General features: G+C 34.0%; 22 protein-coding genes. 2 read left to right on the plus strand and 20 right to left on the minus strand.

Annotation, left to right across the window (positions count from 1 at the left end):
* The first annotated feature begins 432 nt into the window (after positions 1-432).
* A complete protein-coding gene (gene dusB, locus ACRASX_RS04740) occupies positions 433-1425 on the plus strand; it encodes a tRNA dihydrouridine synthase DusB (RefSeq protein WP_432222593.1) in 993 nt (330 codons plus the stop codon).
* Positions 1426-1525: 100 nt separating this feature from the next.
* A complete protein-coding gene (locus ACRASX_RS04745; RefSeq protein WP_432222594.1) occupies positions 1526-2575 on the plus strand; it encodes a serine hydrolase domain-containing protein in 1050 nt (349 codons plus the stop codon).
* A 39-nt stretch (positions 2576-2614) separates the two neighbouring features.
* Here ACRASX_RS04745 and ACRASX_RS04750 read toward each other — a convergent pair whose 3' ends face one another.
* The 20 genes from ACRASX_RS04750 to ACRASX_RS04845 all read right to left on the minus strand — a co-directional run bounded on the left by ACRASX_RS04750 (position 2615) and on the right by ACRASX_RS04845 (position 21482).
* Positions 2615-3814 carry an ABC transporter permease gene (locus ACRASX_RS04750; RefSeq protein WP_432222595.1) on the minus strand — a complete coding sequence of 400 codons (1200 nt, stop codon included), beginning with the start codon at positions 3812-3814 and terminating at the stop codon, positions 2615-2617.
* Between the two features lies 1 nt (position 3815).
* Positions 3816-4208 carry a 30S ribosome-binding factor RbfA gene (rbfA, locus tag ACRASX_RS04755; protein WP_066312035.1) on the minus strand — a complete coding sequence of 131 codons (393 nt, stop codon included), beginning with the start codon at positions 4206-4208 and terminating at the stop codon, positions 3816-3818.
* Positions 4209-4324: 116 nt separating this feature from the next.
* Positions 4325-5575 carry a murein hydrolase activator EnvC family protein gene (locus ACRASX_RS04760; RefSeq protein WP_066312038.1) on the minus strand — a complete coding sequence of 417 codons (1251 nt, stop codon included), beginning with the start codon at positions 5573-5575 and terminating at the stop codon, positions 4325-4327.
* Between the two features lie 23 nt (positions 5576-5598).
* The gene (locus tag ACRASX_RS04765) at positions 5599-6369 is read right to left on the minus strand and encodes a DUF4292 domain-containing protein (protein ID WP_432222596.1); all 771 of its coding nucleotides are present in this window, start codon (positions 6367-6369) and stop codon (positions 5599-5601) included.
* Between the two features lie 8 nt (positions 6370-6377).
* The gene (locus ACRASX_RS04770; protein ID WP_432222597.1) at positions 6378-7727 is read right to left on the minus strand and encodes a tetratricopeptide repeat protein; all 1350 of its coding nucleotides are present in this window, start codon (positions 7725-7727) and stop codon (positions 6378-6380) included.
* A 21-nt stretch (positions 7728-7748) separates the two neighbouring features.
* Positions 7749-8765, minus strand: a complete 1017-nt coding sequence (locus tag ACRASX_RS04775; protein ID WP_432222598.1) for a sugar phosphate nucleotidyltransferase — start codon at positions 8763-8765, stop codon at positions 7749-7751.
* A 79-nt stretch (positions 8766-8844) separates the two neighbouring features.
* Positions 8845-9279 (minus strand): dUTP diphosphatase, encoded by a 435-nt coding sequence (dut, locus tag ACRASX_RS04780; protein ID WP_432222599.1) that lies wholly within the window; start codon positions 9277-9279, stop codon positions 8845-8847.
* 30 nt (positions 9280-9309) lie between these two features.
* Entirely contained in the window at positions 9310-10770 is a 1461-nt protein-coding gene (locus tag ACRASX_RS04785; protein ID WP_432223068.1) for a lipopolysaccharide biosynthesis protein, read from the minus strand.
* A 101-nt stretch (positions 10771-10871) separates the two neighbouring features.
* On the minus strand, positions 10872-11315 hold the full coding sequence (locus ACRASX_RS04790) for a GNAT family N-acetyltransferase (RefSeq protein WP_432222600.1): 444 nt from the start codon (positions 11313-11315) through the stop codon (positions 10872-10874).
* Between the two features lie 588 nt (positions 11316-11903).
* Positions 11904-12764 (minus strand): ATP synthase F1 subunit gamma, encoded by an 861-nt coding sequence (atpG, locus tag ACRASX_RS04795; protein ID WP_432222601.1) that lies wholly within the window; start codon positions 12762-12764, stop codon positions 11904-11906.
* Positions 12765-12850: 86 nt separating this feature from the next.
* A complete protein-coding gene (gene atpA, locus ACRASX_RS04800) occupies positions 12851-14428 on the minus strand; it encodes a F0F1 ATP synthase subunit alpha (RefSeq protein ID WP_066312060.1) in 1578 nt (525 codons plus the stop codon).
* 37 nt (positions 14429-14465) lie between these two features.
* Complete coding sequence (gene atpH / locus ACRASX_RS04805; protein ID WP_066312062.1) at positions 14466-14999, minus strand: ATP synthase F1 subunit delta; 534 nt, start codon at positions 14997-14999, stop codon at positions 14466-14468.
* 6 nt (positions 15000-15005) lie between these two features.
* Positions 15006-15497: a F0F1 ATP synthase subunit B gene (locus tag ACRASX_RS04810; RefSeq protein WP_066312064.1), complete on the minus strand. Its 492-nt coding sequence runs from the start codon at positions 15495-15497 to the stop codon at positions 15006-15008.
* Positions 15498-15579: 82 nt separating this feature from the next.
* On the minus strand, positions 15580-15780 hold the full coding sequence (gene atpE, locus ACRASX_RS04815; protein WP_031453874.1) for an ATP synthase F0 subunit C: 201 nt from the start codon (positions 15778-15780) through the stop codon (positions 15580-15582).
* Positions 15781-15820: 40 nt separating this feature from the next.
* The gene (gene atpB / locus ACRASX_RS04820) at positions 15821-16996 is read right to left on the minus strand and encodes a F0F1 ATP synthase subunit A (protein ID WP_082706685.1); all 1176 of its coding nucleotides are present in this window, start codon (positions 16994-16996) and stop codon (positions 15821-15823) included.
* Positions 16997-17127: 131 nt separating this feature from the next.
* Positions 17128-17511: a hypothetical protein gene (locus ACRASX_RS04825; RefSeq protein WP_066312074.1), complete on the minus strand. Its 384-nt coding sequence runs from the start codon at positions 17509-17511 to the stop codon at positions 17128-17130.
* Positions 17511-17735 carry an AtpZ/AtpI family protein gene (locus tag ACRASX_RS04830; RefSeq protein ID WP_432222602.1) on the minus strand — a complete coding sequence of 75 codons (225 nt, stop codon included), beginning with the start codon at positions 17733-17735 and terminating at the stop codon, positions 17511-17513. Before ACRASX_RS04830 ends, ACRASX_RS04825 begins: the two co-directional genes overlap by 1 nt.
* Positions 17701-18111, minus strand: a complete 411-nt coding sequence (locus ACRASX_RS04835) for a bactofilin family protein (protein WP_066312079.1) — start codon at positions 18109-18111, stop codon at positions 17701-17703. Before ACRASX_RS04835 ends, ACRASX_RS04830 begins: the two co-directional genes overlap by 35 nt.
* Before the next feature lie 2 nt (positions 18112-18113).
* Positions 18114-20699, minus strand: a complete 2586-nt coding sequence (locus ACRASX_RS04840; protein ID WP_432222603.1) for a tetratricopeptide repeat protein — start codon at positions 20697-20699, stop codon at positions 18114-18116.
* A gap of 87 nt (positions 20700-20786) precedes the next feature.
* Positions 20787-21482 carry an ABC transporter ATP-binding protein gene (locus ACRASX_RS04845; protein WP_432222604.1) on the minus strand — a complete coding sequence of 232 codons (696 nt, stop codon included), beginning with the start codon at positions 21480-21482 and terminating at the stop codon, positions 20787-20789.
* Positions 21483-21516: the final 34 nt, after the last annotated feature.

Below are 21516 nucleotides of genomic sequence, written 5' to 3' on the forward strand. Positions count from 1 at the left end.
CCAAATCTACCATAACTCAACCTACTATCGTTAATGGTTATTCAAATATAGCAGCACATTTCTAATTAATAAAATCTTTTAGACTAACGGTAAAAATACCTGTTAAAGTGCTACTAGTCAATATTTTACTACTAATAAACAAAAAAGGGTAGAATTGCTTCTACCCTTTTTGCCCCAAATCTACTATAAATTTAACCTACTAATATTATAGTGTCGCAAATATAAAGTTAGACCATTGATCTAAAAAATAAAATAGTTATACGACTAAAAAACTCGATGAAGCGCAACATCTTCTATCGTGCATCACATAATCAAACTTGCGAAAGTTTCCCTACGAGGATTTGTACTTTAAAACTGTTCGTTAAAAGGTTATAAACTGTTTACTAGAAGAGAAGTCAGCTAAAAATTGTAATTTTGCAAAAAATAGTGAAGATGGTCAAGATTGGCAACATAGAATTACCCGAATTTCCTTTATTACTCGCACCCATGGAAGATGTGAGTGATCCCCCTTTTCGTAGATTGTGTAAAGCGCATGGAGCTGACATGATGTATTCAGAATTTATTTCGTCCGAAGGGTTGATTCGTGATGCGATTAAAAGCAGAATGAAACTAGATATTTTTGATTACGAGCGTCCAGTCGGAATTCAGATTTTTGGTGGTGATGAAGAAGCCATGGCTTTATCTTCCAAAATTGTTACCACAGTAAAACCCGATCTAGTTGATATTAATTTTGGCTGTCCGGTAAAAAAAGTCGTCTGCAAAGGTGCCGGAGCAGGAGTTTTAAAAGACGTTGATTTGATGATTCGATTAACCGAAGCCGTGATTCGCAGTACTAATTTGCCTGTAACAGTAAAAACACGCTTGGGTTGGGACGACAATTCGATTAATATTGATGAAGTTGCCGAACGCTTGCAAGATATTGGTGTACAAGCTTTGACTATTCACGCCCGAACTCGAGCGCAAATGTACAAAGGACATGCCGATTGGTCGCACATTGCTCGCGTCAAAAATAATCCTAGAATTACGATGCCTATTTTTGGAAATGGAGATGTTGACAGTCCAGAAAAAGCATTAAAATATAAAAATGAATACGGTATAGACGGAATTATGATTGGTCGTGCTGCCATCGGTTACCCTTGGATTTTTAATGAAATAAAGCATTATTTTGAAACTGGAGAACACTTACCTGCTCCAACCGTACTTGATCGCGTAGATGCTGCTCGAAATCATTTGCAATGGTCTATGGATTGGAAAGGTGAACGATTGGGAATTGTAGAAATGCGCCGCCACTATACTAATTATTTTAAAGGAATTCATTCATTTAAAGAGTACAAGCAAAAATTAGTTACTACTGATGCTCCCGAAGATCTATTTGGCGTTCTCGAACAAATAAAAGAGGTATATGCTGATTATCAATTTGCATAAAATATAAAATCCGATAGCTTAAAAAACTATCGGATTTTTTTGTTAATTAGTCGTCCTAATACTTGTCACGATTGAGACCTATTCTGATATACAAATCTAAATGAAATCACTTTCCCAAATTATCTCTATTATATTTCTTTCTTTGTCGAGCACAATTACTTTTGCTCAAAAACAAAAGGACTACTCCACCAAAATTGACAGTTTAGTTAATACCACTAGTCCGAGAATTTTTAACGGTGTTATTTTTGTCACAAAAAATGGTAAAGGGATTTATTCAAAAGTCTACGGTTATTCCAATTTTGATAGTAAAGTTCCTCTTCAATTAAACAGTACATTTAAAATTATGTCTAACAGCAAGCAAATTACTGCGGTTCTACTTTTAAAACAAGTTGAGAAAGGAACAGTAAACTTGCAAGCACCAATCAAAAAGTATTTACCATACTTAAATCAAACTTGGGCAGACACAGTTACGGTACATCAATTACTAAATCATACTCATGGAATTATAGACCTAGAAAAACAATTAGCCTTTGAACCTGGTTCTAATTTTAAATACGGAAATTTATCCAATCAATTACTCGGGAAAATTATTGAGTTTTCTTCAAAAAAATCATATGCCGAAATGGCTACGATACTTTTTAAGCAATTAAAAATGACGCGCACTTTTTGCTATTCAAATAAAAACAAGCATTCTGCAGTTTCTGGGTATGTAAATAATAAAAACTCATTTAAAATCGTAACGCATTCGCAAATTACACAGGAATCAATAGCAGCCGATGGTATTATTTCAACTGTAAATGACTTAGCTATTTGGAATGACAATTTACACCAGGGAAAAATATTGAAGGCAGAAACCTATCAATTGATGACAACGTATACTACAGCATCACAACATGATGTTTTCGATACCGTAAAAATTGGTTACGGTTACGGCATCAGAATTAACGATCAGGCAGATCCGAAATTTATAGGGCACACTGGACTTGGTGATGGCTTTGCATCAATGAATTTGTATTTTCCGGAAAGTGATGTTTCAGTAGTTGTTTTAGAAAATCAAACGAATGAAATCTTTGAATTAAATTATTACTTTGAAAAAGAGATACGAAAAATAGTAAGCGAAAGCAGTTTAACTAAAATAGCTGCTCCTTAAGATTTTATTACTTTTTCAGATTTTAATTTCTAAATTCTATTACTCCAATAACTTCTTGCTAACTCTACTGCTCGCTATCAGCGAAGCTAAAAAGCCAAGCGAAAGAATAGTTCCTAAAACAATCAAGACATTTTCGAAGTTAAAAACGACAGGATAGGCCAAAGTTGGTGTGATCATCACCAATTCGAATTGCTGTTGCAAAACCACTAAACCAATTCCTAACATCAAACCAATTAACCCTCCAAAGAAACTCAACAAGACTCCTTGCAATAAAAATATCTGACGCAAGTGTTTGATCTCAGAACCGAGATTAAATAACGTTTTAAGGTTGTGCTTTTTATCTAAAATCATCATAATTAGAGCGCCAATAAGATTAAAAAGAGCCACGATTATAACCAAAGTAAAAATTAAATAAACCGCAATATTTTCGGTATTGAGCATCTTGTACAAAGAAGCGTTAAGTTGCGCTCTATTTTTAACTGTAATTTTATTCTTAAAAATTTCTTGTAACTGCTTTGTTACTGTCTCTTCATTCGCTTCCGATTTCAAATCAAACTCAATCGAGGAGATCTGATTGGGTTTGTATTGTAGTAATTCTTGTGTCAATTGCAAATCTGCAAAAACATATTTAGAATCTAAGTCTTCGCTAATCGAATAAATTCCAACAGGCAACACATCAATTTTGCTAAAAGCTTCTTCGGGATTGTTTATTGTTCCTTTCCCTGGTTTAGGAGCTAGAATTTGCAATTGATTCTGAAAATCGAGTATTCCCATAGAAAAATCACGAGAAATTCCGTAACCAACCACAACTTGAAATGTTTCTGGTTTGAGCCAAGTTCCATTAAAAAGACGAGATTTAATGTTGCTTACTTTATCGTAATTGGCATCAACTCCTTTTAGATAAGTAACTTGTTGCTTATTATTAAAAACAAACAAAACGCGCTCTTCGATCACTTTAGTGTACGACGCGATACCTTGAATGTTCTTAATTTTTTTATCCTCTTCTCCCGTAATTAGAAATGATTTACCTAGCGTACTTTCAATTTTTAAATCTGGATCAATTTCATTAGTAAACGACAAACTAAACTCGCGCAAACCACTAAATACAGATAAAACTACAAACAAAGCCAAAGTACCAACGACAATGCCAAGACTGGCAATGCGATTAATTATATTAATTGCGTTGTTGAAACTGCTACTAAAAATGTAACGCTTGGCTATGTAAAGTGGAAACTTCAAATTATGATCTTCTTCGTTTTTCTAACAAATCACGGTTTTCGATAGGATTTTCTTTTGTTGACAAAGCATTGTCAATCTTTTCGATGTAATCTAACGAGTCATCAATAAAAAACACCAAATTAGGAACACGACGCAATTGCAGACGTACACGTTGCGATAAATCATGCTTAATTATCTTACTGTTGCTTTTTATAGCTTCTAATGTTTCTTTGGCCTTATCTTGAGGAAAGATGCTTAAGTGCACCGTTGCTACCGATAAATCGGAAGTTACAACTACTTTAGATACTGAAATTATCAAATTGGGAATTCCATTTTTTCTCACTTCACCTTGCAAAATATCCACCAAATCTTTTTGGATGACACCGCCTATTTTTTTCTGTCTGTTTGTTTCCATCCTGCAAAAATACTACTTTTATGTTGTATAGTACTATTTTCAAATACACATTGAAATTATTTTAAAAACTACAAACAAATCATAATAAAAAAGGAGCCTTTACAGCTCCTTTTTTATTATTTATTTTGCAACCATCCTTGCGGATTATTGTAGGTCGTATTTTGCAAGATCGAAAACTTTATTGTCGTTTTACCTGTATCTCCGCTCGTTCTAATTTTACCTATTTCTTGCTTAAAAGAAACTTTATCTCCTTTACTCACAAAAACGGAACTTAAGTTTTGGTACACCGTAAAATAATCTCCATGCTGAATCATTACTGCTTTATTGACTGGAGAAAGCACAATCACGCTGGTAACCTCGCCCGCAAAAACCGCTCGCGCACTAGATCCTTGCTCTGTAGTTATTTCGACACCACTATTGTGAATGGTCAGTGTATTGTATATTGGGTGTGGCTGGTCACCAAATCCTTGTGAAATAAAACCGCGCTCTACAGGCCAAGGCAACTTACCGCGATTGGCTCTAAAATCAGCAGCTAAAATTTTAGCTTCAGGCGTTAACTCAATTTTTGTGCTAGAAGCTGTTGAAGTTGGTGCTTTGGTGCCTGCCTCTTTTGCTTTCTCTAATGCTGCCTTTCTGTTAGCTTCAGCAATTGCTTCACGAATTAAACGATCAATCGAACGGTCAATGTTTTTCGTTTCTGTTTGTTTCTTCTTAATATCTTTTACGATACTGTTTTTATCTTTTTTAATAGCGTTTACTAGCTTTTGCTGCTCCTTTTTTTCTTCTTCCAAAGTCAAGCGCTGCTTAATATTCTCTGCTATAAATTTCTTTTTGGTTTCACGTTGTCCTTGTAGCTTTTGGTTGGCAGCTTCTAACTGGGTCGTTTTTGAGCCAATTTCTTCTCCTTGATTTTTTCTGAAACTGGTGTACTGCTTCATGTATTGCGCACGCTTATAGGCTTGCAAAAAGTTTTCTGAAGATAAAATAAACATCGCGCGACTTTGCTCTGACCTACTTTTATATGATTTTAAAATCATCTTTGAATAATCTTCCTTCAAAACCTTTAGATCTCGATTGAGTTGATTGATCTTTAGTTGATTTAAATACATATCATTACTCAACAATTTTGTTTGCTTTTCAGTGGTATGGATCAGTTTTTCTTTTAGTTTTATTTTATTGGTTTGAATGTAATATTCATCCAAAGCCGATTTCTCTTTCTTTTTAACAGATTGCAACATCTTTTCGTTAGCCTTAATTTCTTGTTGAATTTGAGCTTTACGTTGTTCTAGTTTTTCTTGTTGCGTGTCTTGTCCCCACATCAATGAAGAAACACAAATCAATAATACGCTAAGGAGAAATTTTGGCATCTTAAAAATATCTTTTTGCAAATTTACTTAATTATAACTCTTTTATAACCATCTGGAATACTATATGGAAAAGAAATTTCTTCATTGAATGAAATTGAATTGTAATTCAGATTAATATCAGTTTTTCCTTTAGATTGAATGGTATTGATCACAATGCTTGTCGGTAAAATTCCCTGCTCGAACGTTTTGTGATCGGCATAGGCCACTTGTATCATAACATTTTCGGCTGTTTGGGTAATTTGTTCTTTTTGAAGCAAGAATTTTTCAGCATCAAAATAATACGATTGTTTCAAGTTAGATTCTTTTTGATCATCTAAACGATACAGTTGATCGACAATCGATTCTTTGTACTTGCCTTTTTTTAAATTATCTAGCGCTTCGCCTACCAACAAATTTTGAACTTTTTCAAAATTTAAATCAGTTCCCAGCCATTTACTCAAGCTTGTAAAATCTCCGTCGTAATACGTTCCTTTTATCTTCTCGTAGTAGCTAACAGAAGTTGGTGTAATCAAGGCCTTTGCCATTGTGATTCCTAAAAAACGAATGCTTACCAAAATTTGTTCGTCTTTTTTAATACGTATTTCAGTCGTAACATTCTGATTTTGTTTTGCATCACTATATTTAGCAGTCGCTTTTATGTAAAGTGTCGTAAAATTAAGAGTATTGGAGTAATGCTTGTCTATTATTTTTTTAGACGAAACAGTATTCAAATCTTCCGTTTCAGTCGCGATGTCTTTTTTGGCTTTACAACCAACCAAAAGTACCAAGACTAGAAAAACTATATATTTTTTCATTTTAAATTTTATTTTTTTTGCAATAACAAATTGGCTTTATCAAGGTGTTCTTGCTTCTTTTTAGCATTTCCTAAACCGTTAAATGCTTCAGCAAGTTGTTCATTAAAATTAATTTCGGCCGTGGCGTCATCTACAACATAATCCATGCCCATTTCTAAAACGTCTTTTGCTTTTTTAAATTGTTTCAATTGATTATTGGCTAATCCATTGTAAAAGTAAAACTCAGGTTGCGATGGAAAAGTATCGATCATCTCTGCTGATTGTTTGACCATTTTGTCAAATTCCTTTGTTTCAGTATAAACTTGCATTAATAATAAGTTCGTTTCTACATCTGCTGAACTACTTGCTTTGTTGGCTTCTTCGTAATACTGAGCTGCCTTGCTATATTGCTTTTTATTGTGAAAGAACTTGCCGACTTCTTTTGGAACATCAACAGTTGAATCTCCTTTTAAATAAGGAATTGCCTTTTCTATCTCCACCTCGTACTCTGGATTCTTTGCCGCAAAAATCAAAAACTCATTAAAAACGCGGTGTTTTATTTTGATATCAACATTAGAACTTCCTAAAACCGTAAACAAGGCAGGAATGGCTTTTTTTAGTTGATTTTGGTCTAAGTAACTTTTGAACAAACTTACTTGGGCCCACTCTGATTCCGGTAGTTCTTTTTCTAATTGTTTGGCTACAGCAATAACTTTATCCAATTCATTTCGATTCGCGTACAAGTTGATTAAAGCAAGGTAATTAGACTCAACTTTGGGATTGGAATTAATATTATTGATTAACGTATCAACTTCTTCCTCTTCATGATTTCCTGTTGTGTAAATTCTTCTTTTAAACGATTCTCTTTCTGAAGTTTTACCATACTTATCATCCATTTCCTTGATCAGCGGCAATGCTCTGTCTTGCTGCTCTGTTGCCATATAAAGCGAAATCAAATCGTCTTTATATTCCTCATCAAATGGGATGATTTTTTGAATGGTATTGATCGCCAAAGGAAAATCTTTTGTTTGAAAACTCACATCGTAAATTCCGAGCAAGTACCATTTATTCTTGGGATTAAGCGCTACGGCTTTTTCAAAACTAATTTTTGCATTGTTGTAATCCTTCAACGCTAAGTAATTTTTTCCTAATTCGAAATAACTGACATCGTCATTGGGCTGAATTTTTAAACATTTTTCTAACGCTACGATCGCTTTATCATAATTTTCAATACCTTTTTGAAGCAGAGATTCATAAAAAGAGTCTTGATAAGCATCACTAGCCACGGCAACATCTTCAGGTTCACCCTGAGCTACTGCGGTTGTTACATTGCCTAAAAAGGCAAAAGCAAGTGCTATAAAAACTCTTTTTTTAATCATTATATTATATTAGCTTTTTAGCTATTCCAAAACCGAATAATCACCAATGCTAATGCTTGTAAAATTACCATCAAAACTTACGTGATTTCCAATCATCGCATTGTCTAAGTTAGCATTTTTAATGTCGACATTCGATTGAATCAAACTATTTTTTAAAGTGCTATCTGTTACTTTAGCATTGTCTCCCAAAGAAACATTGGGTCCAACTGTTGTGTTTTTTAAAACTACATTTTTACCAATGTAGCATGGCGGTACAATTGTAGCGTTTTCTAAAACAACATTTGCATCTACCATGTTTTCACCATCGTCTTTAAGAAATCCCAACATTCTAGAATTGGTTTGTACCGTCACATTTTTGTTTCCACAGTCCATCCATTCGTCTACACTTCCTGTTTTAAAGACTTTCCCGTTAGACATCATGGCTTTGATACCGTCATTAATTTGATATTCGCCACCGTTCTGAATGTTATTATCCAAGACATTCTGAAGTTCATCTTTTAAATCTCCAATTTCTTTAAAATAATAAATACCGATAACCGCTAAATCGCTCACAAACTGCTCGGGCTTTTCAACCAATTCAACAATTTCGCTATTTTCGTTTAATTTTACTACTCCATAAGCTTCGGGCGCCTCCACTTGTTTAACCCAGATCACCGCATCTGCTTCTGGATCTAAGTCAAAATTAGCTCTAATTAGCGTATCTGCATAAGCTACAACTGCTGGTCCCGATAAAGAATCTTTGGCGCACATAATTGCGTGCCCCGTTCCTAATGGTAAATCTTGACGATAAATCGATGCTTTAGCTCCTAAGCTTTTTGCTAATTGCTGCAAATTAGCAACAACATCAGCTCCAAAAAAAGCTTCATCTCCTAAAATAAACGCAATTTCTTCTATTGGTTCTTTTAGAATTTTGGCTATATCTTCGACTAATCGATTAACTATTGGTTTTCCAGCAACTGGAATTAAAGGTTTAGGAACTGTTAAAGAATGAGGTCTCAATCTTGATCCTCTTCCTGCCATTGGTACAATTATCTTCATTATATATCGAATACTTAGAATTAAAAAACTAAAAGAATTGAACTCTTTTAAATTTTTTAATCCTAAAATTATTTAAATTTTATTTTACTCCAGTACTCCCAAAACCACCATCTCCGCGATCAGTTTCTGTTAATACTTTAACTTGATTCCACTCTGCTCGTTCATGCTTTGCAATTATCAACTGGGCAATACGCTCTCCATTTTCAATAGTAAAAACTTCGTTGGATAAGTTAATTAGAATGACACCCACTTCTCCTCTATAATCAGCATCAATTGTTCCTGGCGCATTTAAAACTGTAATTCCGCTTTTAGCTGCCAAGCCACTTCTAGGTCGTACTTGTGCTTCGTAACCAATTGGCAATTCTAAAAAAAGTCCCGTTTTTACGATTGCTCTACCCATCGGCTCTAAAGTAACTTTTTCAGTTAAGTTCGCTCGCAAATCCATACCTGCTGACGCTATGGTTTCATAATTAGGCAAGTCGTGTTGCGATTTATTAATGATGTTTATTGTCATATTTAAATTTTAAAAGTAAAATAAAAGAGTTTACTTTTTATTCATAATTGCTTTAATAGTATCTTTTTCATTGTAATAAATGAAATACATAAATAATAGTAATAAAGGAATTCCGACGAAATAATTTTCTCTAAATCCGTAAAAGTAAACGGCTGAAAATCCAATTGATATTCCGAGATATGCGCCAATTTTATGCATATCATATGGAATGGGATAATACTTATTACCAAGGAAATAAGAAATCACCATCATACTACCATAGGCGGAAATCGTAGCAATAGCCGAACCGTAATAACTGTATTTCGGAATCAAATAATAATTAAGTGCAAGAGTTACAATCGCACCTAAAATCGAGATATACGCTCCAATTTTAGTTTTATCCGTCAACTTATACCAAACAGATAAATTATTGTAAATCCCGAGAAAGAAGTTTGCTAGAATAATTAGTGGTACTACTTTCATTGCTTCCCAATAGGCTTTATTATCGAGTAAAAGGACTTTAAAAATATCTGCAAAAACAATAACGCTCAATAGAATTAGCGAACCTAGGATTATAAAATACTTGGTAATTACTGCATACGTTTGAGGAGCATTTGCATTTTTAGCGTGACTAAAAAAGAAAGGCTCAATTCCCAATCGAAATGCTGTTGCGTACAACACCATAAACAAGCCTAATTTATAACAAGCCGAATAGGCCCCAACTTCAGATTTTGCAATATTTTCTGGAAGTAAGTAACCCAATAAAATTTTATCGAAATGTTCATTAACCGCAAAAGCAAGTCCAGCAACCAAAATAGGCAAACCGTATTTCATCATTTTTTTCCAAAGCTTTGCATCAAAACCTTTTCTTAATGAAAGGTAATTTGGCGAAAGAACTATAAAAGTGGCTAAACTAGCTAGCAAATTAGCAATGAAAATATAAGCAATCTCAAAGTTTTCGAAATAAATATTATCCCAAAACGAATTTGGATGATTGTTTGCTATTGTCGGTAAATAAAGAAGGAAGAAAATGTTTAAACCTAGGTTAACAGCGACGTTACCAATTTTAATAATGGCATACATCATCGGCCGTTGGTTGGCCCTTAGCTTAGAAAAAGGAATGATTACCAAAGCATCTAAAACTAAAATCCAAATCGTATAGGTTATATACTGAACCTCCACTCCTGCCCATGCGGCTAAGGTATTTCTAAATATAAGCGCCGCAAAAAGAAAAATTATAGAGGACCAAAAAACGGAGATTGTCGACGTGGCTACAACATTTTGTTTGTCTTCTTCGGCACTAAAAAACCGAAAGAATGATGTTTCCATTCCGTATGATAAAACGACGTTGAAGAAAACCATCCAAGATAATATAATAGAAACCTCACCGTACTCTGCAGTAGGCAAAATTCCAGTGTAGAGTCGTACCAATAAAAAACTAAGCATTCGTGGTAGCACTGTTGCTAAACCATAAATTGCTGTTTGCTTAAAAAGATTTTTATATAATCCCAAAATAAATGTATTCCTAAAGTATTGATCTAACAAAAATAACCAAATCTTTGGTTTATTATTGCTTTTGCCGCATCAATAAAGAATTGTTCGTGAATAAATTTTCACGCTAATTTAGATTCATCGATAATTTTAACGAAATGAAAACCTTTAGGCCCATATCCTTGGTTGTAATAGAATCGATGTGCACCAAAATTTCCTGTAAAAGCATCCAAAACGATACTAGAACAACCTAAATCTTGCGCTTTTTGATTGGCGTAATCAGTCAGCATTTTTCCAATTCCTTTCGAGCGATAATCCGGATGAACTATAAAGTTGTCTAACTCTAAATACTTACCAGTCCACAATTTAGTAGCGGTCCAGCAACCCGTTAATCCTAAACACTTATTATCTTCAAAAACAGCTATTTGTGTATAATTCCGAGAAATCATTTCTGAAAGATTAGCACTATATCTTTCTTTTGCGAGATTTGGATATAGAAACTGCATCGTTTCAATATGAGCTAGCATTTCTTCCAAAGTAGTAAGCTCTCTTATTGTTATGTTCATACTAAAAGTTTTGACTACAAAATTACTTAAAAAAGTACTTTTAAATATTCGACTGAGCCTAAAATAACAGTTAAATTATTTTTAAAAAATTACTGAATTGTACCTTCAAAACAAAAAAAATGTAAATATCACTAAATGTTGGTATTGTATAAAGAGTTACAATAGCGGACATTTGTATCATTAAACAACAGTAAGGTAAGGGTTTATAAAGCTAATTGTCCCATTTAAAAACAAAGCACAAGGAAAAAGCTAACCATTCCTTTAAAAAAAAGAGAGCATAGGGTTGATAAAGCTAATTGTCCCTTTAAAAACAAGCACGAGGAAAAAGCTACATTCCTTTTACAAAAAAAGCATAGGGATTATTAAGCTATTTGTTCCCTTAAAAACAAGCACAAGGAAAAGCTAACCAATCCTTTAAAAAAAGCACAGGGGCTATAAAGCTACTTGCTCCCTTAAATGCAAAGCACAAGGATAAGCTAACCATTCCTTAAAAAAAGCACAGGGATTATAAAGCTATTTGTTCCCTTAAAAACAAAGCACAAAAAAAGAGCCAATTGGCTCTTTTTTCATTTATATACGAATTAAAAATTATCCGTTCAACGCTTCTGCTCCACCAACAATCTCCAAGATTTCATTAGTAATTGCAGCTTGACGTGCTTTGTTATAAGTTAATTTTAATTGATTTCTCAATTCAGTCGCATTATCCGTTGCTTTATGCATGGCTGTCATACGAGCGCCATGCTCTGAAGCAAATGAATCACGAATACCTTTGTATAACTGTGTTTTTAATGATTTAGGAATCAATGTCAATACAATCTCTTCCTTTGATGGTTCAAAAAGATAATCAGCTGCAGCAACTGGAATGTCAGTTTTAATTGGAGCCAAAGGTAAAAATTGCTCTACTTGTACAATTTGAGTAGCGGCATTTTTGAACTGATTGTAAATCAATTCAATCTTATCGTACTCTCCTGATAAAAATTTCTCTGTCAATGTTTCCGCAATAGCAGCTACATTTTCAAAATTTAAATCATCAAAAATAGCACTTTCGTTAGCAACAACTTTGTTTGTTTTGCATAAAACATCGTTTCCTTTTTTACCAATAGCAAAAACATCAACCTGCTTACCTGCGTAAGCAAATGAACGATTTTTGGCTTCCTTAATAATATTAGAATTAAATGCACCACACAATCCTCTGTTTGAAGTAATGGCAACCACCAAAACTCTCTTCACTTCGCGTTGCGTTGTAAAATCTCCTCCCACTGCTCCTTCAAGAGTAGCAGAAAGACTTTGCAATAATTCTGTTAATTTCTCGGCATAAGGGCGCATTGCAGTGATTGCATCTTGTGCTTTCTTTAGCTTTGCAGCAGAAACCATTTTCATTGCCGATGTAATTTGCATCGTAGATGAAACGGAAGTAATTCTATTACGGATTTCCTTTAAATTTGCCATTCTTTTTTTAAATATTAAGTCAAAAGCATGAAGTAGTAAGTAACGGTAAAACCTAAATACTCAGTACTTCATACTCAATCCTTTTATTAGTTATATTTCGCCGAAATTTCTTTTGCTGCTTTTTCTAAAACATCAGTGATAGTATCATCTAATTTTCCAGCTTTTAAAGCGTTCAAAGTATCTTTATGTTTGTTGCTTAAGTACGAAATGAAATCAGCTTCAAATTCTTTTACTTTATTAACAGGTACATTTCTTAACAAGTTTTTAGAACCTGCATAGATAATCGCTACTTGATTTTCTACAGGATAAGGATCATTTAAACCTTGTTTTAAGATCTCAACGTTTCTTTTTCCTTTTTCAATAACATTTAAAGTAACTGCATCCAAATCAGAACCAAACTTAGCAAATGCTTCCAATTCACGGAACTGTGCTTGGTCTAATTTTAACGTTCCAGATACTTTTTTCATTGATTTAATCTGAGCATTACCTCCAACACGTGATACAGAAATACCAACGTTAATTGCCGGACGAACTCCTGAGTTAAACAAATCTCCATCTAAGAAAATCTGACCATCCGTAATCGAAATTACGTTTGTTGGGATATAGGCAGAAACGTCACCAGCTTGAGTTTCAATAATTGGCAAAGCAGTTAATGAACCACCACCTTTTACAATTCCTTTTAATGAATCTGGTAAGTCGTTCATGCTTTTCGCAATTCCGTCATCAGCAATTACCTTACAAGCACGCTCTAATAAACGAGAGTGTAAGTAGAAAACGTCTCCAGGATATGCTTCACGTCCCGGTGGTCTTCTTAACAAAAGAGAAACCTCACGGTAAGCAACAGCTTGTTTAGATAAATCATCATAAACAATTAAAGCTGGACGACCAGAATCTCTAAAATACTCCCCAATTGCAGCACCTGCCATTGGAGCATATACTTGCATTGGAGCTGGATCAGATGCATTTGCTGCAACGATCACTGTATAAGCCATTGCACCTTTTTCTTCTAACATTTTTGCAATTCCTGCAACAGTAGAAGCTTTTTGTCCAATTGCTACATAGATACAAAATACAGGTTTTCCTGCATCGTAAAATTCTTTCTGATTTAAGATGGTATCGATACAAACAGAAGACTTTCCTGTCTGACGGTCACCAATAACCAACTCACGTTGTCCACGACCAACTGGAATCATAGCATCAATAGCTTTTATTCCGGTTTGTAATGGTTCTGTAACTGGTTGACGGAAGATAACTCCAGGAGCTTTTCTTTCTAATGGCATTTCGTATAACGTTCCACCAATTGGCCCTTTTCCATCGATAGGAAAACCAAGTGTGTTTACTACACGACCAACCATTTGTTCTCCTACTTTAAGAGAAGCGATACGTTGTGTTCTTTTTGCAATTGAACCTTCTTTAATCCCTGTTGAAGGTCCTAAAAGTACAACACCAACATTATCTTCTTCAAGGTTTAGTACAATTGCTTCAAGCCCGTTTTCAAATTCAACTAACTCTCCGTATTGTACATTAGATAGCCCGTAAATACGAGCAATACCGTCTCCAACTTGAAGTACAGTTCCTACTTCCTCTAGCGTAGCACCAGATTCAAAACCTTCTACTTGCTTTCTTAATATTGCTGAAATTTCAGCAGGTTTGATTTCCGCCATCTTAATATATTATTTAAACACTTTACGTGTGATAAAACTAATTACTTAACTCTCTTTTTAATACTTGTAATCTATTGCTAACAGATGCATTGTATTGCTTGTCACCAATTCTTAAAATAAAACCTCCAATAATTGCAGGATCTACTTTATTAATAATCGTTACTTTTTTATCTGATAAAGTAGCCACTTTTGCTAAAACTTTTGCTTCTAAAGCAGCGTCCATTTCAATTGCTGTGGTAACAGTAGCTATTTCAACACCATTACTTTCATCAAACAATGCAGTATATTCTTGTGCGATAGCTTCAAGAATTTCAAATCTTTTATTTTCAAACAATAAATGAAACAACCCTTTGGTTACGCCATTAGTTTCAGCAAAAATTTCTGAAAGTGCACTTTCTTTAACATCAACTTTTAAGGTTGGGTTTAAAATAAATGTACTTAATTCTGCATTACCAGTAATTGTTGAAGCGATTAATTTCATATCATTATTCACAACTTCAGCAACTCCTTTTGAGTTGGCTAAGTCCAGAATTGCTTTCGCATAACGTATTGCTGCTCTTGTACCTGCCATAATTGCTTAGTTTAACTTTACATCACCTAACATTTTCTCAACCAATTTGGTTTGAGCCTCTTTGTTAGATAGTTCTTCTTTCAATAATTTTTCTGCGATATCCAATGATAAAGTTGAAACGTGTGATTTCAATTCAGCCATAGCAGCATTTTTTTCTAATTGAATAGCATTTTTTGCTTGCTCAATCATTTTCAAACCTTGCTCTTGTGCTTCTTTCTTAGAATCAGCAATTATTTGGTCTTTCATTTCACGCGCTTCTTTTAACAAGGCATCACGTTCCATTCTTGCTTCTTGTAAAATACGTTCGTTATCTGCAGTTAAATTTTGCATTTCTAAACGAGCAGATTCTGCTGCAACTAATGCATTATTAATAGATTCTTCTCTATTCTTTACTGCCGTTAAAATAGGCTTCCAAGCAAATTTTGCCAAAAGAATGAAGAAAACGATAAAGATAATCGTTGTCCAAAAAATTAAACTCTCTGGTGAAGTTAATTGCATAACATTATATATTTAAAAAATTGTTTGTCTTGTTTAAAAAAACTTCCTGGAGCCAACCGCTACAGGAAGTTTTTGATTTTAATTATTTTGCGATTAACGCAACAACTACTGCGAAAAGTGCAACACCTTCAATAAGTGCAGCAGCAATAATCATAGCAGTCTGGATTTTTCCAGCAGCTTCTGGTTGACGAGCAATAGCGTCCATTGCAGAACCACCAATTTTTCCAATTCCAAGACCTGCACCAATTACAGCTAATCCAGCTCCGATTCCAGCTAATACCATAATACTAAATTTATATAGTTAATAATTAATAAAACTCAAATTAATGATGATCGTGCTCTGCTACAGCCTGACCGATAAATAATGCTGAAAGCAAAGTAAATACATACGCTTGCAAAGCAGCAACCAACATTTCTAAAACACTCATAAATAAAACGAAAGCTCCAGCCACTGGCCCGATAAAAACGCTTTTAAAAATAAATATCAAAGAAACTAAACTTAAAATAATAATGTGACCTGCAGTGATGTTTGCGAACAAACGAATCATCAATGCGAAAGGCTTCGTTAACATTCCGATAATTTCTACAGGAATCATAATTGGAGCCAACCACACCGGAACGCCTGGCGTGTTAAAAATATGTCCCCAGTATGATTTGTTTCCGCTTAATGTAGTAACGATAAACGTAATAAATGCCATTACAAATGTAAAGTAAATATTTCCGGTCAAGTTAGAACTAAATGGAAAGAAAGGAATCAATCCGATAAGGTTGTTGATCCAGATAAAGAAAAAGATCGTTAAAAGATACGGCATGAACTTCGCGTACTTTTTGTGACCAATATTTGGAATCGCAATTTCGTCTCTCACATAAGTAACTAGTGGCTCTAAGAAACCTGCTAATCCTTTTGGTGCATTTGGGTTTTTCTTGTATGATCTTGCTACTGCAAAAAACAAAAAGAATAGTACAACGGCAGACAAAAACATTGAGAATACGTTTTTGGTAATCGAAAAGTCTAATGGTCTTGCGCTAAAAGCAAAAGCACCATTATCTCTTTGGTCTGCTGTCATTGTTTCAAATTGATCAGCATAAAAAATAATTTCTTTATAGCGAACTACTTTTTGACCGTTCACATCAACAACATGTTCACCTGAATTATCATGGTGAAATTTTTCTGATGAAAAAATTTCCAATCCGTTTGCTGTCCATAAAATAACCGGCAAGTTAAAAGAAATTGGATGACCGTTCCAGTCAGCAATGTGAAAATCATGAGCGTCGCCGATGTGCGAGTTAATTAAATCACTAGGATTAAATTCTTTTTCCACCTCGTGACCAACAGTTTCGCCGTGACTGGTTGTTACTGCCTGATTGCTCTCTGTGAGTGAAACATTTTCGCTTTGAACAGAGACACTATCAACTGTTGTTGAAGCGAAATTAATCGACGAAGTAAATGCTAATAAAGCAACTAGTAAGTAATGAACTGGTTTATTTGAAATTATCATTATTAAATCTGTATCTAATTTAGGTTTCAAAAATTTTTTGCAAAGGTACATATTAAATTCAAAATCGAAAACATATCTATGTAATTTTTACGATTTAAATTAAAAGCACAACTCAAGTAATACTGAGCTCTTTATCTCTTATTTAGTAATAGAATTGTAAAATACACTTCAAAGAATAAAAATAAAAAATACGGTATAAAAAATGCTCCAAGATCAATAATTGGAGCCTCAACATCGGACTGTATAAACGGAATTAAAAAAACTACTGCAGCCATCATTCTAAACAAACTTGTTCCTAGAAAAGCGAATCCTGTAAAATCTTTAAATTCCTTATTTACAAAAATCAACAATAAATAAACTAAAAAAGTAGCAATGATGTTAAAGGCATAGATACTCCATACCGAATGAAAAAAAACATGTTCTGTGGCTAGGGATTGTGTGATAAAGTATTGAGAAACAAACAATACAACTGAAAAAGGAACAAAATACTTTAGAAAATTTAAAACTCTAATCATTATTTATTTAAATTTTTAACTTGTCGAATGACATTATAAAGGGCAAGAAAAACAGAAAGCAAAGATAGAATTATTGTCCAGATAGACGCCCCATTCGAATACTTTTCATCTAGCCACATTCCCAAATACGTAAAGGCCAAGATAATAATTCCCATTTGAAATGCAATATTAATAAGCGCAATCCATTTGTTATTCGACGACTTTTCTTTCGGTTGCTTTTCCATCTGTTTTAGCTTGATTTTTTGCTTCATTTAGCATTGCGCAAGTGGCGGTAAAGCCAGCCCCTGGTTCGACCGAAAGTTTGCCAACAGTAACTTCGCCTTGTATGCTTGCTTTTTCTTTTACATTTAAAATATCGTGCACTTTTATACTGCCGCTAAAAAAACCTTCGATATCGGCATTTTGACACACTACATCTCCAGTTACTCTTCCTTTTTGTCCAATGACTATTTTGCCTTTAGACGTAAAATTTCCAATTAATTCGCCGTCCAACCTAAAATCAGCTTCGGAGATAATGTCTCCTTTTATAATAGTTCCTTCTACTATTCGATTCGTTTTTCCTAGAACATCATTAGTAGGTTTCTTGGTTTTTTCAAACATAATTATGGGGTTTTTAATGCTTTGTATGCGTCAATATTTTTCTTAATTTGAACAAGACTGTAATTACTACTCGAAATTACAGTTGGTTCTTGTTGTATCTTATACTTATTTTCCCTTAGTAATGTAGCCAAATCGTACGCGTAGGTCTGCGATTTAATGGCATGAATAACTACAAAAGAATCTTTGTCATCGTATTTATCGACTGATAACGTTAATTTCATATAATTTTCTTCATTCAGAAATTTATTAAATTTTGCTTTAATGTCTTCAACTGCTTTTTCATCAGTAGTCGCAATTTTGTAGATAATTTTCCAGTTTTGCCCTTCAGTTGTGGTGAATGCCATTTTCTCTAAAGTCGGAATTTGTTTGTTCAAAATGTCTTTCGCCTTTTTTCCTTCTTCACTATTAGGATAATTAGTAACCACTTGTTCCATCGCTGTTTTATAAGCTTCTAAACCCTTTGTTTTTCCTAACGCATTGGCCTTTAGCAATTCAAATTTAGAGACAATTTCCTCTCCCGCATACTCTCTAATCAAAACGTCAACAGTGTCTAAAATAACGGTAAATTGTTCGGCTTCGTATAAAGCGTATTGCTTTTTATAGACCGCGTCTGGAGAATTTAATCCAGCAGTTGCCGTTGTTGCATTGGTAATAATTTGCGCATAACGCGAAGTAGGATACTGCGTTACAATTTCGTTTTTAATGATTTCAGCTCGATTCGGATTCGTAATTTGATATATTTTATACAAATTATATTCTGCTGGTAATACCAATTTTTCATCTGGTTTAAAAGCAAGTAATTGTTCTAACTTACCACTTGCGAGCTCGTATTCTTTTAAATTTTCTTTGTAAATTAGACCCAATTGATAGTAGGCAAAATCACGATCTTTTTTTATAGTTTGAATTGCCTTTAACTCTGTAGGTAGTTTTTCAGTATAAAAAGCAACCGAGTATCTTGGATCCAATGGTACAATCGAGTCAGAAACAACTTCTGCTGAATTATTAGTTTCTTGATCGGCCAAAGCTTGGTTAATGTTGGCCAAAGACGAACGCCAATTGCCGTCTAAAGTTCGATTCCCAAATTGTTTCTTAAATTGTAACTTACCATAAGCAACCGTTGTTGGGTTGTAAAAATAGAAGTTACTCTTCACGTCGGTCGCAGATGGCGGACCGTAATTATTCATTACTTTTGCCGCAGGTACATCTGTAGCTCCCGATTGATTGTTGCGTTCTATATTGGCTAACTTTTCTTTTTCTTTATCGGCCGCTACTTGTTTTGCTTTGTCTTGAACTTTTAACGTATCAATATAATTCTGGTAGAAGATAGTTCGTTCTTCTGGCGTGTAGGCAATTACCTTTAAAATACTGTCATTTACCTTAGCAATCGCTTCGTATTTGATTACGTCGTCTAGATTGGTTCGCTTTTTTTTCAGATACACATATTCCCGCGTTTTTTGATTCAGATTGACTAAGGTGCTGTCGTAGTATTTAGCAGCAAGTGTATAATTGGTTTTTTTAAAATACATATTTCCTATATTTCTATAGGTAGAAGCAACCAAATACGAATCTTTAGATTCGGTGTCTAAGGACGCATTGTAAAAATGAAGTGCTGCTTTTTGATCTTGTGTTTGATCATAAAAAACACCCATTTGATAATTTAAAACATCTAAAAATGGACGATTTTCTCTATCTTCTAATAATTTAGTGTAGCGCTTTACGAAAATTTCTTTATCGCCATTTTCATAATCAAACAGTTGTGCTTTTTTTGCATATGCCTGAATCATGTATTTGCGATCTCCTTTTCTATTCATAGCAATTACCGAGTGATAGTATTGTAAAGCACTATCTCGCTCTTGCTTGGCCTCAAATAATTGTGCTAAAATAAATCGGTAACGCGATTTTTCGGTGTTTTTTTTAGAAAACTGAATGGCAATTTTTAATTTACTTATAGTACTGTCGTTTTTTTGTAAGTTAAAAAAAGCTTCAGCCAATAAAGCATTCGCATCTGAATAGACTTGTTTGTCTACTTTTACATCTTTTAAAATCTGATTGATGTTTTTGATGACAACGGCATCGTTACCCAAACGCATATTGGTTTTTTCGCGCCAGATTCGGGCGGTGTTAATGTTGCTGCTTGTAGGATATTTGTATAGAATATAATTAAAGGCATCCAAAGCAGGAATGAAGCGCTCGTCATAATAACGTGCTTTCCCTAACAATAAATAGGCTTCGTCCATCTGAAAGTTTTTCTCTCGTCCACCTATATTCATGGAGTGCTTTTGGATGGCTTTGGTGGCTTTAGCTTCTGCTATTTCAAAGTCGGGATTCTTGATTTTTGCTTCTTCCGAAAAATTATCTTCGACTTGCATTCTTTCAATGGGCAAAATTTCCCAAAAATTATCAGCTTCAGCAGTATTAACAGATTGAATTCCTTTATCCAAACCAATTTGACCATTATACAAAATGTTGTATTTAGTACTTAAGGCATGCGAATTTCTAGCCAAAAAAGTATCTTTTTTGGTAGAACAAGCCACCAAAACAAACACTACGAAAAGCGTGAGAATATATTTAAAATTAGTGTATTTCAAACGGAAAATGTTTAATCATTAAACTTACAAATAGAGCTTTTAGTATAATGATTTGTAAAAATACATTTCTTTTCGAGATAAGTGTCTTTACACGGCAAAAAACAGTTCTAACTCTTGCAATGTCTCGGGTGAAGTTTGAATGTCTTTGACCACTTCTCCTTTACTTAAAGCCACAATTCTATCGCAAACTTCGACCGTATGCTGCAAATCATGGCTGGAAACTAAAACGGTAACATTTGGATCCTCAGCCAAGGTTTTAATGATTTTTTTTAATCGGCTCACGGTGGTTGGATCTAGATTAGCAAAAGGCTCATCTAAAATAACGACTTCGGGACTGCCTATTAGTGTGGCAATAATACCCACTTTCTTTTGATTTCCTTTCGATAAATCGCGTAAATATTTTTTGTTATTTAAAATTTCATTATTAAAAAATTCATCATATTTTAATAATAATGCATCAACGTCTGCCTTGTTCTGTCCTCTTAAATCTCCAATAAAATAAAAATATTCTTCGGGAGTTAGGTAACCTATCAAGAAATTTTCATCTAAAAATGAACCAGTAAAAGATTTCCAACTTTCATCTGTATCTACTTGTATAAAATTATTAGTTATATGGCCTGTTGTAGGCTGAATTAAGTCGAGTAATAAACTAAAAAAAGTCGTTTTCCCGGCGCCGTTATTACCTACTAAACCAAAACTTTGTCCTTTTGGAATGGCCAAATTTTCTATTTTTAAAACTGTTGTTTCGTTGTATTTTTTTGAAAGATTTGTTACTTGTATCATCTTTATATGTTTAACTGTTACTTATTTACTCTAC

The sequence above is a fragment of the Flavobacterium sp. TMP13 genome, from assembly GCF_050847115.1.
Classification (GTDB): Bacteria; Bacteroidota; Bacteroidia; order Flavobacteriales; family Flavobacteriaceae; genus Flavobacterium.

Coding starts and splice junctions, on each gene's coding strand:
- dusB (WP_432222593.1), top strand. CDS start 433: ATGGTCAAGATTGGCAACATAGAATTACCCGAATTTCCTTTATTACTC.
- ACRASX_RS04745 (WP_432222594.1), top strand. CDS start 1,526: ATGAAATCACTTTCCCAAATTATCTCTATTATATTTCTTTCTTTGTCG.
- rbfA (WP_066312035.1), bottom strand. CDS start 4,208: ATGGAAACAAACAGACAGAAAAAAATAGGCGGTGTCATCCAAAAAGAT.
- ACRASX_RS04760 (WP_066312038.1), bottom strand. CDS start 5,575: ATGCCAAAATTTCTCCTTAGCGTATTATTGATTTGTGTTTCTTCATTG.
- ACRASX_RS04765 (WP_432222596.1), bottom strand. CDS start 6,369: ATGAAAAAATATATAGTTTTTCTAGTCTTGGTACTTTTGGTTGGTTGT.
- ACRASX_RS04770 (WP_432222597.1), bottom strand. CDS start 7,727: ATGATTAAAAAAAGAGTTTTTATAGCACTTGCTTTTGCCTTTTTAGGC.
- ACRASX_RS04775 (WP_432222598.1), bottom strand. CDS start 8,765: ATGAAGATAATTGTACCAATGGCAGGAAGAGGATCAAGATTGAGACCT.
- dut (WP_432222599.1), bottom strand. CDS start 9,279: ATGACAATAAACATCATTAATAAATCGCAACACGACTTGCCTAATTAT.
- ACRASX_RS04790 (WP_432222600.1), bottom strand. CDS start 11,315: ATGAACATAACAATAAGAGAGCTTACTACTTTGGAAGAAATGCTAGCT.
- atpG (WP_432222601.1), bottom strand. CDS start 12,764: ATGGCAAATTTAAAGGAAATCCGTAATAGAATTACTTCCGTTTCATCT.
- atpA (WP_066312060.1), bottom strand. CDS start 14,428: ATGGCGGAAATCAAACCTGCTGAAATTTCAGCAATATTAAGAAAGCAA.
- atpH (WP_066312062.1), bottom strand. CDS start 14,999: ATGGCAGGTACAAGAGCAGCAATACGTTATGCGAAAGCAATTCTGGAC.
- ACRASX_RS04810 (WP_066312064.1), bottom strand. CDS start 15,497: ATGCAATTAACTTCACCAGAGAGTTTAATTTTTTGGACAACGATTATC.
- atpE (WP_031453874.1), bottom strand. CDS start 15,780: ATGGTATTAGCTGGAATCGGAGCTGGATTAGCTGTAATTGGTGCAGGT.
- atpB (WP_082706685.1), bottom strand. CDS start 16,996: ATGATAATTTCAAATAAACCAGTTCATTACTTACTAGTTGCTTTATTA.
- ACRASX_RS04825 (WP_066312074.1), bottom strand. CDS start 17,511: ATGATTAGAGTTTTAAATTTTCTAAAGTATTTTGTTCCTTTTTCAGTT.
- ACRASX_RS04830 (WP_432222602.1), bottom strand. CDS start 17,735: ATGGAAAAGCAACCGAAAGAAAAGTCGTCGAATAACAAATGGATTGCG.
- ACRASX_RS04835 (WP_066312079.1), bottom strand. CDS start 18,111: ATGTTTGAAAAAACCAAGAAACCTACTAATGATGTTCTAGGAAAAACG.
- ACRASX_RS04845 (WP_432222604.1), bottom strand. CDS start 21,482: ATGATACAAGTAACAAATCTTTCAAAAAAATACAACGAAACAACAGTT.